Source organism: Agarivorans sp. 2_MG-2023 (assembly GCF_030548085.1).
Lineage (GTDB): Bacteria > Pseudomonadota > Gammaproteobacteria > Enterobacterales > Celerinatantimonadaceae > Agarivorans.
Genome location: NZ_JAUORQ010000004.1, coordinates 254713 through 268257 on the forward strand (window position 1 = coordinate 254713; position 13545 = coordinate 268257).

The following is a 13545-nucleotide window of genomic DNA, read 5'->3' on the forward strand; positions in this document are numbered from 1 at the left end:
TAGCATCTTGTTTGTATCTACTAACCCTATGTTACTAATTATGATTTATCTAAAAATTATCAGCACATTTTTGGTTTATTTGAGCTTAAGCTTTACCGTAAAAGCCACAGTTCAGGTAGAACAATTAGATTTTAACTCACTGTTACTCAACGATTGCCCGCAATCTGTGGCCACTATAAGCGTTAGTAACTCAGCCAGCATTGCCCAGCAAAGTGGCTGGAGCGCTGAATTTTCGCAAATAGTCCAAGACAGTATTTTAGTGGCTAACCTTCCCTCTTTAGTTATCGACGCTTCAAAGCAAAACTATAGCCATTCTGCGTTTCCCAATAAAAGCATCACGTTTAGCTCAAGCAGGTCTAAAACAAAGCGTTATAGCTACGCTTGGCATGAGAAAAGTTTTGAATGGCTTAGTGCTTACAGTTCAAACCAGAGTGAGCTAGAACCGCCACCGTTTTTTGCTTTAGCACGTTACCAACAACAAACCTTTGCTATAGCGAGCGTTAGCGTAAATGAACCTCATGATTTGCTTAAGGTTTTAAACGATGATTTTGTGGTTAATCGCAGCCCTTTACTGTTGTTTTTGAATAGCAATAAACCTGTCAACAATCAGCATATTTCGCAACTAAACAACATGGGTTTTCGCCTGCATCAACAACAAACACTATTAATTGCGAGCAAAGATCTTAATGTCTGTGATAGCGGCTTTCTCAATGAAAATGGTCAGCATCAGCTTGCTTGGTTGAAAGTTGACCTTAACCAGTGAGCCAGAAGAATAATAAACAACTGAGATAGCGATTCTGTTTAGCGCTTACTCGCCAGAACCAGCTAAAACTTGCTACAATCAAGCTTATATATACTCAAGCAATATCAAGCTCTTGTAACCAATGATAGATTTCTCTGATTTTTACCAATTAATTGCCAAAAACCGCTTAAAACACTGGCTCTATACACTCCCCGCTCAGCTTGGCGATTGGCAAAAAGAGCATGCGCATGGCGACTTTCCTCGCTGGCAGCGAGTGCTCAATAAACTCCCTCAGCAAACCACTAAACATATCGAGCTCAAAGATAACGTGAGCATTGGTAAAGCTGAAGACATGCCCGAAGGTGAACGTAAAAAAGTAGAAAGTTTGCTACGTCATCTTCATCCTTGGCGCAAAGGCCCCTTTGATATTTACGGCATTCAGATAGATACCGAATGGCGTTCGGATTGGAAATGGGAACGTTTGCGTAAACACATCTCCCCTTTAAAGCACCGCTATGTATTAGATGTGGGCTGCGGCAGCGGTTACCACATGTGGCGCATGCTAGGTGATGATGCAGAGTTTGTTGTCGGTATCGATCCATCAACCTTGTTCTTAATGCAATTTGAAGCCATTCGTAACTTTGCCAATAACGATCAACGCGTGCACTTATTGCCCTTAGGTATTCAAGAACTACCTAAATTACGCGCCTTTGATACGGTGTTTTCTATGGGAGTGCTCTATCATCGCCGCTCACCTATGGATCACCTCATTCAACTAAAAGAGCAACTGCATAAAGGCGGTGAACTGGTACTAGAAACACTGGTGGTAGATGGCGACGAAAACCAAGTACTGGTTCCAGCTGGGCGCTATGGAAAAATGCCAAACGTTTGGTTTTTGCCTAGCACCGCAGCCTTAAAACTTTGGCTCGAAAAAGTAGGCTTTATCGACGTACGCGTTGTCGACGTTGATTTAACCTCTACCGAAGAGCAACGCAGTACTTCGTGGATGACCCATGAGTCCTTAAACGACTACTTAGACCCAAACGACAAAAGCCAAACTGTAGAAGGTCTACCTGCCCCCAAACGTGCTGTTTTAATTGCAATTAATCCAGACTAAACAGTTTTCATACGCTATGCTAAAACAATTACTAAAACCGCAGTTATTACTTTTGCCTAATGGATTTGAACTATGAAAAAGCTTTCAATAATTTCATTGTCTCTAGCACTAAGTGCTTGTGCTAGCCAACAAGCCTCTCAGCCCAACACCGAAACCCTAGAACAGCTGTCTGCACTCTCTGCTCAGCAAACATCTGTATTGAGCCAATGTGAGTCAATCTCAGAACAATTAGCGGCTCAGCAACAACGCTTTGACCAATTAGAAGAAAAAGTAGTGGCCATTGTACCAGCCCCGGCTTCTGCGAATAAAGCTACCGCGCCTAGTTGTAGCAAGCAGGCATCATACAAGTTAGGCAATAAAACTGTACTTGGTGAATCTGAATGGGTAAGCCTGCAAGGTCAAAAACATGCTTTTCAAGCTCGTATAGATACTGGTGCAGCAACCTCATCATTAAATGCCACAGACATAGTAAAATTTGAGCGTGACGGTAAAAACTGGGTACGCTTTAATTTACGCCACAAAACCATTGATACCGACATTATTGTAGAGCGCCCAGTGATTAGAACCGCTGAAGTAACTCAAGCCTCTACCAACACTGTAGATAAACGCCCTGTGGTATCTATGTTAGTTAAACTTGGGCCTATTTCAGAAAAAGCCCAATTTACCCTTACTGACCGCAACCACCTAAGCTATCCGGTGTTACTAGGACGTAGCTTCCTGAAAGACATTAGCGTGGTTGATATAAGCCAAAAGTTCACACAAGCGAAGCCGACATTTAAGGATTAATGCCCATGAGTTCTCGCAGTATATTTTATTTCATCGTAACACTTTGCATGCTGATAGGAATAAGCATGACAATGTATCGCCACGTTCAATTTGAGGTGCCTTGGTTCCCTGGCGAAAAGCGCCAGATATGGTCCATTGAAGCCAAAGTTGAATTTGATGCTAACGGCGAAAGTGTAGAAACCGTACTTGCTTTGCCAATGACTCAACAGGGTTACACCCGTATTCATGAGTCGACCGCCTCGCTAGCCTATGGCTTATCTTTCGTTAACGATCAAGATAACCCACGTGCAATATGGACCAAGCGAGAAGCCGAAGGCCATCAGGAGATGTACTATAAAGTAGATTTTTTGGTAGATCCTAAAGCAGCTGATATTTATCAGCCTCAAATGCCTGACACACCGTTTGTTGAATACCCAGAACCTTATTTCACTGCAGCGAATCACTTAGCAAAACAAGCTGAAGGCTTATCTGCCGATGCATATAGCTTCACTCGTGAACTAATTAAAGCCTTAACGGGTGATACTGCAACAACCAACCAGAACACCGGGTTAATTTTAGATTACAAACCTAAAAACCGATTGGTGGTAGATCTACTCAACAACGCAGATGTACCGGCTCGAATTGTTAAAGGTTTGCAGCTAGAAGATGGTCGACGTCGCCAAAACATTACTGAATATATTCAAGTATTTAAAGACGAGAACGATTGGCAAATTTTCGACTTGAAAACGGGTATCCAAGGCCGACCTGAGAATACGCTTCTTTGGGAATACAATGGCAACAGCATGTTGGAAGTTGTTGGTGGTAAAGACTCTAAAGTGAGCTTCTCTATGCTACTGGTTGAGCAGAGTGCCCAATCGGCAGTCGCCCCCAAAATTAGCGAAGCTGACTTTCTAAACTTCTCCATTGATAGCCTGCCCCTTGAAGAGCAAGCCTTGTTTAAAGGCATTTTACTGATCCCTATCGGGGTGCTGATTGTGGTGTTGCTTCGCGTATTGGTGGGATTAAAAACCTCCGGTACCTTTATGCCAGTGCTTATTGCTATGGCGTTTATGCAAACCTCATTAATGACCGGCTTAATTGGTTTCATTATTGTAGTGGGTACTGGTTTAGTGATTCGAGGCTATCTATCCCACCTCAATTTGCTGCTGGTCTCGCGAATATCGGCGGTAATTATCACCGTGATTGGCATCATCTCAATCTTTAGTGTCATGAGCTTTAAAGTGGGACTCACCGAAGGTTTAAAAATCACCTTCTTCCCTATGATTATTCTTTCTTGGACCATTGAACGTATGTCAGTGTTATGGGAGGAAGAAGGCCCTAAAGAAGTGGTATTACAAGGTGGCGGTAGCTTACTGGTTGCTGTATTGGCCTTCTTAGCGATGAACAACGAATACGTTCGTCACTTAACCTTCAACTTTATGGGCGTTCAGTTCATTGTGTTGGGCATTATTTTGATTTTGGGTAACTACACGGGTTACCGCTTACTAGAACTTCGTCGCTTTCAACCATTAGCGAATAAGGAGGACTGATGTTTAATCAATTCACCAGTCCTTTTAAGCTGGCCCGCAAGGGCATCATGGGGATGAACCAGCGCAATACCGGCTACATTAGCCGGTACAACCCGCGTAAACTCTACCCTTTGGTGGATAACAAACTTAAAACCAAAATTATTGCCCAGCGCGATAATGTCACCATTCCAGCCTTAATTGGTGTGGTGCGCACTCAGCACGATATTCAATCTATTATTCCGTTACTACAAAAGCACTCCGGTTTTGTTATCAAACCGGCTAAAGGCTCTGGTGGTAAAGGCATTTTAGTTATTACTAAACAAGAGTCTGGGGTGTTTTTTAAACCTAGCGGCGCCCCCACTCATGAAGAAGACGTAAAACGCCATTGCTCTAATATATTGGCAGGTTTGTTTTCTTTAGGTGGTAGCCCAGATGTAGCAGTTATTGAAGCCTTAATTGAATTTGATGCCTGCTTTGAAGGTTTTAGTTTTGAAGGCGTACCTGATGTACGAGTAATCGTATTCCAAGGCTATCCAGTAATGGCGATGATGCGCCTGTCTACTGCCGCTTCAGACGGTAAAGCCAATCTCCACCAAGGCGCCGTGGGAGTTGGCATAGACATTGGAACCGGGCAAGCTTTACACGCTGTACAATTTGACCGACCGATAGAAAAACATCCTGATACAGATCGCCCGCTTAAAGAGTTAGTTGTGCCTCATTGGCAGCGTTTATTAGAGTTGGCGTCGAGTTGCTACGAGATGTCTGGAATGGGCTATTTGGGCACAGACATGGTGTTAGATAAATCTAACGGCCCTATGCTGCTAGAGCTAAATGCTCGACCGGGATTAGCTATTCAAATTGCTAATGGTGAAGGTATATTGCCACGCCTAAAGCTGGTAGAACAACAAATCAGCGAAGGTATAAACCGTACTGCAGATGAGCGAGTTGAATTTAGTAAGAAAGAATTTTCTCGCTAAACACTAATCTGCTCTCGTCATCAAAAAAGCACCCCAAGGGGTGCTTTTTTATCATCTAAACAGCAACTCGTTCGAGTTAACTGTCTTCGTTATGCAACTCTAAACTCGCCACTTCTTCTTGAGCCTGTATCGCTTGAGCATCATTATTGCGCAGCTGGTCCAAGTAATCTAAGTAATCTTGGTCAATGTCGTTTGTTACGTATTTGCCATTGAATACCGAGGTTTCGAAGGTTTGGATTTCAGGGTTACTTTGACGGCAAGCTTCAATCAAATCATCCAAATCTTGGAAGATCAAACCATCAGCGCCAATTAGCTGACAAATCTCATCTACTTCACGACCATGAGCCACTAACTCGTTTGCCGATGGCATATCAATACCATAAACATTAGGGAAACGAATCTCTGGTGAAGCAGAAGCAAAATAGACTTTGTTTGCGCCAGAATCACGGGCCATTTCAATAATCTGCTCAGAAGTAGTACCACGTACGATGGAGTCATCAACCAGCAATACATTTTTGCCTCTAAACTCTACATCAATAGCATTAAGCTTGCGGCGCACTGACTTACGGCGCTGGGTCTGCCCTGGCATAATAAACGTACGGCCAATATAACGGTTTTTAACAAAACCTTGGCGATAGGGTAAATCTAAGTGCATAGCAATTTGCAACGCTGTGTCACATGAAGTTTCTGGAATTGGAATCACTACATCAATATCTAGATCGTCCCATTCGCGCGAAATTTTCTCACCAAGCTTGGTACCCATATTAACTCGCGCACCATATACCGAGATTTTATCGATAATAGAATCTGGACGAGCAAAATACACATATTCAAAAATACATGGGTTATGAGCAGGGTTTTCAGCACATTGCTGAGTGAATAGCTGGCCATCTTCAGTAATGTAAACAGCTTCGCCTGGAGCAACGCTGCGTACAAACTCAAAACCAACTGCATCTAAAGCAACACTCTCAGAAGCAACCATGTACTCCATTTTAGAGGCATCGTCGTCGCTCACTTTCTTGCCTAATACCAAGGGACGAATACCGTTAGGGTCTCGAAATGCCACTAAACCTTGGCCAATGATCAAGGCTGCCACAGCATAAGCACCGCGAACTTTCTTGTGCACCTCAGAGATAGCAGTGAATACTTGTTTCTCGCAAAGCTCATCTTGTACGATAAGGTCTAACTCGTGCGCTAATACATTAAGCAACACTTCAGAATCCGAAGTGGTGTTAATGTGGCGACGAGCGCGTTTAGCCATTTGCTCACGCAACTCTTTTGCATTGGTTAAGTTACCGTTATGCGCGAGAGCTAAACCAAATGGAGAGTTTACGTAGAAAGGCTGTGCCTCGGCAGCGCTAGAGCTACCGGCAGTTGGATAACGCACATGGCCAATACCTAAGTTGCCACGTAAACGCTGCATGTGTTTTACTTCAAACACATCTCTTACCAATCCGTTGGCTTTGCGTTGTTTAAACATGCCTTCGGTAATAGTAACGATACCCGCGGCGTCTTGACCACGATGCTGTATAACAGTTAGCGCATCATAAATCGCCTGGTTAACGGGACTAGCACCGACAATGCCGACAATACCACACATGAAGCTTTTCCTTATTAAGATTGGTAGTTATCTAAAAAACTAGAAGAATCTTTTAAAAACTCAAAAAACCACTGAACAATCACGGTGAACTCGGGGATCAATAATGAGCCCTTCCACCACGAAGATTCCGGAAATCCAGTAAACGACAATACAAATAGCATAGCGCTTACCACTAAAGCCCCTCGAATTGCACCAAAGCAAATACCCAATACCCTGTCGGTACCAGTAAGGCCGGTGGAATTAACCAGGTGACTAAACAAATAGTTGACTAAAGCGCCGAGCACTAAGGTGGCGACAAACAGCAGAACAATGGCTACGCCACTGCGATAATAGGGGTTTTCGATAAGAGTAAAATAACTAGATAGGTCGTGATAAAACTGACTGGCGATGAAAAAAGCCGCTACCCAAGAGACCAGCGACAGGGCCTCTTTAACGAAGCCGCGAACCAAGCTAATTAATGCCGACAATACTATTACGCCAATAATGACGTAGTCTACCCAAGCCATAAATTTTTCTACTTGTTGAAAAACGCTGCGAATTCTACCAGAAACAAATATAAATTGCGTCTATGTATTTTTTCATACTACTTAAATAAAGGGTCGAACTGGCGAATCGCGCCGCTCAAACCGGTTAACTCTTTGAGTTTTTCTTGCTGCTGCTCTAGTGTTTTTTTAGACACATTAGGCCCCACAAACACCCTATTTAACTCTCCTTCTACCGCTGGCTCTGGGAAAGAGTGGGCTTGAAAACCTGCATCTCGCAGTTTGGCTACAAGGCGGGTAACATTGTTGGCGTTTTTAAAAGTGCCTAACTGCACTACATAAGCGGGTTTATCAAATTCCACAGCTTGCTTCACTGGTGCGGGCTCTAAAGGAGTAGTAACTTCTTTGGGAATCTCATCATCACCAGCATCAAGGTCAGCTACATCTGCTGCTTCTTGATCGGTAGGCAGCTCAAGAAGTAAGGGGGGCAAAGAATCTACTTTAGGCGCAAACGGAATAGAGTTGAACTCTTCTTCTACTCGCGTTTTTTTACCATCGAGAATGTCGGGAATGATAATCACACCTAAGGCGACCAAAATAATGGTGCCCACTAGGCGGTTTTTAAACTGTGCAGTCAATGTTGAGTCTCTGCTACTGATGAGATGCTGACAATTCTAATGTCTCTGCAACTGTAAAAAAAGAACCAAAGACAATTAACATCGAGTCATCGTCTAAACTGTTATGTGCGCGTGTATATGCCTCTGCTAACGTTGGGTATTTATACACCCTCTTTGCAACTGATAGGCTCTTAGCCAAGGCGCTGCCATCATTGCCTCGAGGACCGCTCAAACCGCTAATATGCCAAGTATCCACCAAGGCTAAAAGAGGTTGTACCGTTGATGCCATATCTTTATCCCCTAACATGGCACATAGAGCGACAACTTTTCGTCCTTGAGCTAACTCGGGAAGCTGAGATGCTAAATATTCAGCAGATTGTGGATTGTGGGCAACATCGGCAATGACTAGCGGTTGCTGCGACAGTGTTTGCAAACGCCCAGCCAGCTGCCAGTTGCTAATAGCATCAGCCAATAAGCTAGGCTCAGGGCTAAGCTCAAGCTGCTCTAGCACTGCAATTACAGTTGCGGCATTAGATAAAGGTAAACGGGGATACGGCAGTGCGGAATACACCAAACGTTGACTTTCAAAACTCCAGGTGTTTTGTGAACGTAATATAGAGTATTCATGCCCCGCGGCAAGTTGTTGGCAATTAAGCTGCTTAGAGCATTCCAACACGCTACTTACGATAGCGGGGTCCCCAATGACTGCTTTACCATTGTTGCGAAAAATACCCGCTTTTTCACGGCCTATTTGCTGAATATCACTGCCTAACCAATCGACATGATCAACAGCAACGGTTGTAACAACGCTAACATCAGGCTCTACGATATTGGTGGCGTCTAGCCTTCCACCCAAGCCCACTTCTAGAATGACATAATCTAAAGAGCGTTGAGCAAACAACCAAATGGCTGCTAAAGTGCCAAATTCAAAATAACTTAAACTGGTTTCAGCACGCAGTTCTTCGATAGCTGCAAAAGAATCACAAAAATCACTAGCTGGGGGGAGTTCGCCATTAATTCTTACACGTTCGCGATAATCTAGAATATGTGGTGAACTATACACGCCCACCTTATAGCCCAGAGCTAACAAAATTTGCTCAAGCAAGGCACAAGTAGAGCCTTTACCATTCGTACCGGCCACGGTAATAACGTTCGCATTTAGCTGGGTAAGCTGACCGGTTTGCGCCACTTTAGCGACTCGCTCTAGTCCTAGATCTATCGCGCTATGGTGCTGGTTTTCTAAATAACAAAGCCAGTCTGCAAGAGACCGGCTTTGAGAAGGTTTGACAGTTGCCATGCTAGTCTTTGTCGTTAGCCGAAATGGCAGCCCCTAAGTCTTCATCCGAATCCACAGGTTCAACCACAACTTCTACTTCCGTTGTAACAATGCCCATCATCTTAGACGCCATGCCAGCAATACGGTCACGCATGTTGCGGCGGTCAATAATAATGTCGATAGCACCTTTTTCGAGCAGGAATTCGCTACGTTGAAAACCTTCAGGCAACTTTTCACGTACCGTTTGCTCAATAACGCGCGGACCAGCAAAACCAATCAAGGCTTTAGGCTCAGCAATGTTCACATCACCAAGCATAGCGAAACTGGCCGATACACCGCCCATGGTAGGGTCAGTTAATACAGAAAAATAAGGCAAGCCCTGCTCACGCATTTTAGCAAGTGCTGCAGAAGTCTTAGCCATTTGCATTAGCGAGAATAAGGCTTCTTGCATACGCGCACCGCCACTGGCAGAGAAACAAATCAAGGCACGCTTTTCCGCTAAACATTTTTCAACGGCAGCAACAAAACGAGCACCAACAACCGAGCCCATAGAACCGCCCATAAAAGCAAATTCAAAGGCACAAGCTACCACAGGTAAACCCTTTAGCTCGCCTTTCATTACAATTAACGCATCTTTTTCACCAGTGTTACGCTGCGCACTGGCAATGCGGTCTTTATATTTTTTGCTGTCTCTAAACTTGAGTTTGTCGCGCGGTTCTAAATCTGCCGCTAGCTCTTCGCGACCATCTTGGTCTAAGAAGGCTTCTAAGCGGTCACGAGCGGCAATACGCATGTGATGATCACACTTAGGGCAAACATTATGGTTACGTTCTACCTCTGCGCGGTACAAGGTTTGCTCACATGAAGCACACTTAGTCCACACACCTTCTGGAATATTACGTCGCTTACCAGAAGCACTTTTACTTTTCGGAAGAATTTTCTCTAACCAACTCATCGGGAACCTTACTTCTCAATAGGCGGTAAATCCGCCTTGATAACAGAATGCATTGAATGGCCGCAATTAAACCACAATTAGCCTCAATGTTTTAGATAAAACTGGTCTAACCCTTCATTATCGTACAGTTTTTTTTAACTTGCCGGCAAAAATAAAGGGCCAATTGGCGACTGCGGTATTTCAAATTCACTAGGGTAGTCTACTTGCACCATATACAAACCACCCGCTTTCGCTGTTGCTGCCGCTTTCGCGCGATCTTTTACCGCCAATAATTCGGCAATCCATTCAACTGGACGCTCTTTTTGTCCAACTTTAAGCAAACTGCCCACGATATTACGTACCATATGGTGAAGAAAAGCATTAGCCTTTACGTCAACCACAACATAGTCATTATATCGAGTCACGGTTAAGTGCTCGATTTTGCGTACCGGGCTTTTACTTTGGCAATGTAGCGCGCGAAAAGAAGTAAAGTCCTGTTCGCCAACGAACGATTGCCCTGCTTGCTCCATCAACGATATATCTAATTCTTGATGATAAAAACTTAAGCCTTGCGCCAGAATAGCCGGCCTAAATCCGCCATTATAAATAATGTAACGATAACGACGGGCGGTAGCGCTAAACCTAGCGTGAAACTCATCACTCACTGGTTTGGCCCAACGAACTGCAATGTTATTAGGCATATTGGCATTTACGCCCAGTGTCCAAGCGGCCATTTTACGCTCAACCGGCGAATCAAAGTGCACCACTTGCCCCGTAGCATGAACACCGGCATCGGTTCGGCCAGCGCATTGCACTTGAATAGGGCTATTTGCCACAATAGACAAGCTAGCTTCTAGCTCTTGTTGAATAGACTGAACTTCTCGTTGGCGTTGCCAACCAAAATAACCGGCACCATCATATTCGATGCCTAAGGCGATGCGCATAAACTACCATAGATAATTACAATAACGGCGTATGATAAAAAAAGCTGACCTGCTTGTCACCGCCTAATCAAAGCCAGTCTCATTTTATTCAAGCAAACAAAAAGGCAGTGACTCTCGTCACTGCCTTTTAAGCTTAAAACACACTGCGTGGGTTAGCTAAAACGCGCTAACAACTCCTCAGCCTCTTGTTTCAAGCTTTGGTCATCACTCACCATCACTTCTTGGAGAATTTTTTTAGCGCCGTCTTGGTCGTCTATCTCCAAGTAAGCACGGGCTAAATCAAGTTTTGATGCAAGTTCAGCGTTGATGTCTACATCTACCGGCTTATCTTGCGGCAATACATCAGGGAACGAATCCAACTCTACATCTAAGCTTGGGCTGTCATAAGGGTCGGCTTCATCGTTAGCGTCTTCATCGGCATCGTTGAGTAGCATATCAATGTCAACAAACTCACGTTCTTCAATATCGCTGCGCGAAGGTAAATCTTCAGCATCACTTGGTTCAGCATTTTCGTTAAAGGCTTCAGAACCAAAGCTTGCAAACATATTATCGATGTCATCATCTGAGACTTCATCTTCCTGCTCATCTGAATCAGTACTTTCTGCGGGTTCATTAACTTCAGCAATCGGTTCCAATTCAAGTTCAGGCAGCTCAGCATCAAGCTTATCAGCTTCAGCACTTAGCGCAGCAAGCTCGTCTATTTCTGGTTCTGCATCATCCACTAAAGTGGGGTCTTCGAGATCTAAATCGCCTAGGTCAACTAAGTCATCATCGAGATTAAAACCATCTAACTCAGAGTCTGTTTCAGACTCTTCAGCGGCTAATTCAGGCTCTTCTAACTCACTTAACGCTTCTAGTTCAGCGGTTGCTTCATCTATATCCGCGACACTTTCATCTAAAGCAGTAAGCTCCTCTTCAACCACAACATCGGGTTCTTCGCTTAAATCGGCAATTGGGTCTTCATCTAAATCGCCCGACAAATCAATATTGTCTAAATCTAGTTTTTCCTTCTCGCTAACTTCAGAAAGCTCAGCTTCCATTTCTTGCTGTTGTTTTAATGCATCCTCAAAAGATAACTCAGCGGCCTCGTCAAGCTGCTCGGCGTCGTTAACGTCAAACAAATCTTGATCATCTTCCATACTAAGCGCAGCAGCTAAATCGTCTGCACTAATGATGGCGTCAGGATCTTCTTGAGCAGGCTCGTCTTCTTCAATAGAGGGCACTAAATCATCAGATTCAAAAGCGTCTAGGGCAGCCATTTCACTATCATCTAGCGAGATTTCACTTGCTTGTTCTTCTTGGGCTGCAGCAAAGTCTTCGAAGCTAGCTTCTTCAATCTCTGGTTCTAAGTCATCAATATCATCTTCAAATACTTCAGGCTCAGCAGCAATGTCATCAACACTTAAATCAGGTTCGTCTTCAAAGTCGCTATTTAAGTCTGGCGCTTGCTCATCTTCTGGATCTAAATTGTCACTAAAGAGCTGCGAAAACTCATCGTTTTCATCATCCATCAAGCTGACGGTTGATTCAGCCATTTCCTTATCTTGTTCTTCCAGCTCACGTTTAGCTTTGCGTCTGAATAACAAGGTAATCACTAAAGCAATTAACAAAATAGGAATGAAAATCGCTAAGCCAATGTTAAGCGGTGAAGAGAAAAAGTCTGACGCTCCGTCTTTTTCCATCTCACTAGCTTCTACTTTAGGTTTCTCAAGCAGTTGTAAAATCTGAGTTTGGTTACGGCGGTTTTCATTTAGTTCTTCGCGAATACTGGCGAGTTCATCACTAAGTTCTTGAATACGCATTTTCATGCGGTGATTAACTTCAGCCAAGCCAACCATTTGCTGGCTAGATTCATCCATTTGCTCTTTTAGAACATCAAACTCTTGGCGCTTAAGCTGCTCAAGTTCGTCAATCCGCGTTTCTAAACGATCGCGTAGAGAGTCTAGATCTTGCTGAGTTTTCTCTAAGGCTTCTGAATTTAGCGCAGCTCGTGCTGGCGTAGCTGGCTTTGGAGTAAGTACTTTTGTGGTGGTAGTTGTTGTGGTTGCAGCAGTAGGTTGAGCAACCGTTGCGGTAACTGTCTTTTTAGGCGCTAAGGCTCTAACCGCTGTTTGGTGATTTATGGCTTGAGCTTCTTGAGTGGTAGGTAAGGTCAAGAAACTGCCATTAATAATCGAGTTGATATTCCCGTTATTAAAAGCTTGAGGATTCTTCTCTAAGATAGCGAACATCATTTGATAGACGCTAATAGAGCGGGATGGTCGATTTAAACTAGCAATGGCCCACAGCGTATCGTTACTGCGAACGGGTCCATAAACTTGTTGCTCTGGTTCACCAACTACTTCATCTGGCCCTACGAGCTCAACATAAAATGTTCCGCTATCTTGAGCCACGGCCGGATTGAAAGTTGTGAACGATAAAACAGCCGACAATGCAACGAGGGAAATCTTCCGCCCCATAGTTTTTCCTTGTGTTCTTCCTTTAGACTGAATAGCTTCAATCCATTGTTATTGTTTTAATATAACCAGCTAACAATCAGCGATCTAGCTAAACAGGCAACAG

General features: G+C 43.9%; 12 protein-coding genes. 5 read left to right on the forward strand and 7 right to left on the reverse strand.

Annotation, left to right across the window (positions count from 1 at the left end; all coding sequences use genetic code 11):
• Window positions 1-40 precede the first annotated feature (40 nt).
• The 5 genes from Q4549_RS08180 (at window position 41) to Q4549_RS08200 (ending at window position 5130) form a co-directional block, all read left to right on the forward strand.
• Window positions 41-763 carry a hypothetical protein gene (locus Q4549_RS08180; RefSeq protein WP_303550734.1) on the forward strand — a complete coding sequence of 241 codons (723 nt, stop codon included), beginning with the start codon at window positions 41-43 and terminating at the stop codon, window positions 761-763.
• Between the two features lie 121 nt (window positions 764-884).
• The gene (gene cmoB, locus Q4549_RS08185; protein WP_303512697.1) at window positions 885-1859 is read left to right on the forward strand and encodes a tRNA 5-methoxyuridine(34)/uridine 5-oxyacetic acid(34) synthase CmoB; all 975 of its coding nucleotides are present in this window, start codon (window positions 885-887) and stop codon (window positions 1857-1859) included.
• Window positions 1860-1931: 72 nt separating this feature from the next.
• Window positions 1932-2645, forward strand: a complete 714-nt coding sequence (locus tag Q4549_RS08190) for an ATP-dependent zinc protease (RefSeq protein ID WP_303550731.1) — start codon at window positions 1932-1934, stop codon at window positions 2643-2645.
• Between the two features lie 65 nt (window positions 2646-2710).
• Window positions 2711-4174, forward strand: a complete 1464-nt coding sequence (locus tag Q4549_RS08195; RefSeq protein WP_137675203.1) for an inactive transglutaminase family protein — start codon at window positions 2711-2713, stop codon at window positions 4172-4174.
• Window positions 4174-5130 carry an alpha-L-glutamate ligase-like protein gene (locus tag Q4549_RS08200; RefSeq protein ID WP_303512693.1) on the forward strand — a complete coding sequence of 319 codons (957 nt, stop codon included), beginning with the start codon at window positions 4174-4176 and terminating at the stop codon, window positions 5128-5130. Before Q4549_RS08195 ends, Q4549_RS08200 begins: the two co-directional genes overlap by 1 nt.
• A 76-nt stretch (window positions 5131-5206) precedes the next feature.
• On the opposite strand, the gene purF is transcribed toward Q4549_RS08200, so the two are convergent.
• The 7 genes from purF to Q4549_RS08235 all read right to left on the reverse strand — a co-directional run bounded on the left by purF (window position 5207) and on the right by Q4549_RS08235 (window position 13442).
• Window positions 5207-6730, reverse strand: coding sequence for an amidophosphoribosyltransferase (gene purF / locus Q4549_RS08205; protein WP_137675201.1), 1524 nt, complete (start codon window positions 6728-6730; stop codon window positions 5207-5209).
• Between the two features lie 14 nt (window positions 6731-6744).
• A complete protein-coding gene (locus tag Q4549_RS08210; RefSeq protein ID WP_137675200.1) occupies window positions 6745-7236 on the reverse strand; it encodes a CvpA family protein in 492 nt (163 codons plus the stop codon).
• A gap of 77 nt (window positions 7237-7313) precedes the next feature.
• Window positions 7314-7850: an SPOR domain-containing protein gene (locus tag Q4549_RS08215; RefSeq protein WP_303550728.1), complete on the reverse strand. Its 537-nt coding sequence runs from the start codon at window positions 7848-7850 to the stop codon at window positions 7314-7316.
• A gap of 13 nt (window positions 7851-7863) precedes the next feature.
• On the reverse strand, window positions 7864-9126 hold the full coding sequence (gene folC / locus Q4549_RS08220; protein ID WP_303550726.1) for a bifunctional tetrahydrofolate synthase/dihydrofolate synthase: 1263 nt from the start codon (window positions 9124-9126) through the stop codon (window positions 7864-7866).
• 1 nt (window position 9127) lies between these two features.
• Window positions 9128-10060, reverse strand: coding sequence for an acetyl-CoA carboxylase, carboxyltransferase subunit beta (gene accD, locus Q4549_RS08225; protein ID WP_137675197.1), 933 nt, complete (start codon window positions 10058-10060; stop codon window positions 9128-9130).
• Window positions 10061-10194: 134 nt separating this feature from the next.
• Complete coding sequence (gene truA, locus Q4549_RS08230; RefSeq protein ID WP_303550723.1) at window positions 10195-10983, reverse strand: tRNA pseudouridine(38-40) synthase TruA; 789 nt, start codon at window positions 10981-10983, stop codon at window positions 10195-10197.
• A 152-nt stretch (window positions 10984-11135) separates the two neighbouring features.
• On the reverse strand, window positions 11136-13442 hold the full coding sequence (locus Q4549_RS08235; protein ID WP_303550721.1) for a FimV/HubP family polar landmark protein: 2307 nt from the start codon (window positions 13440-13442) through the stop codon (window positions 11136-11138).
• Window positions 13443-13545 lie beyond the last annotated feature (103 nt).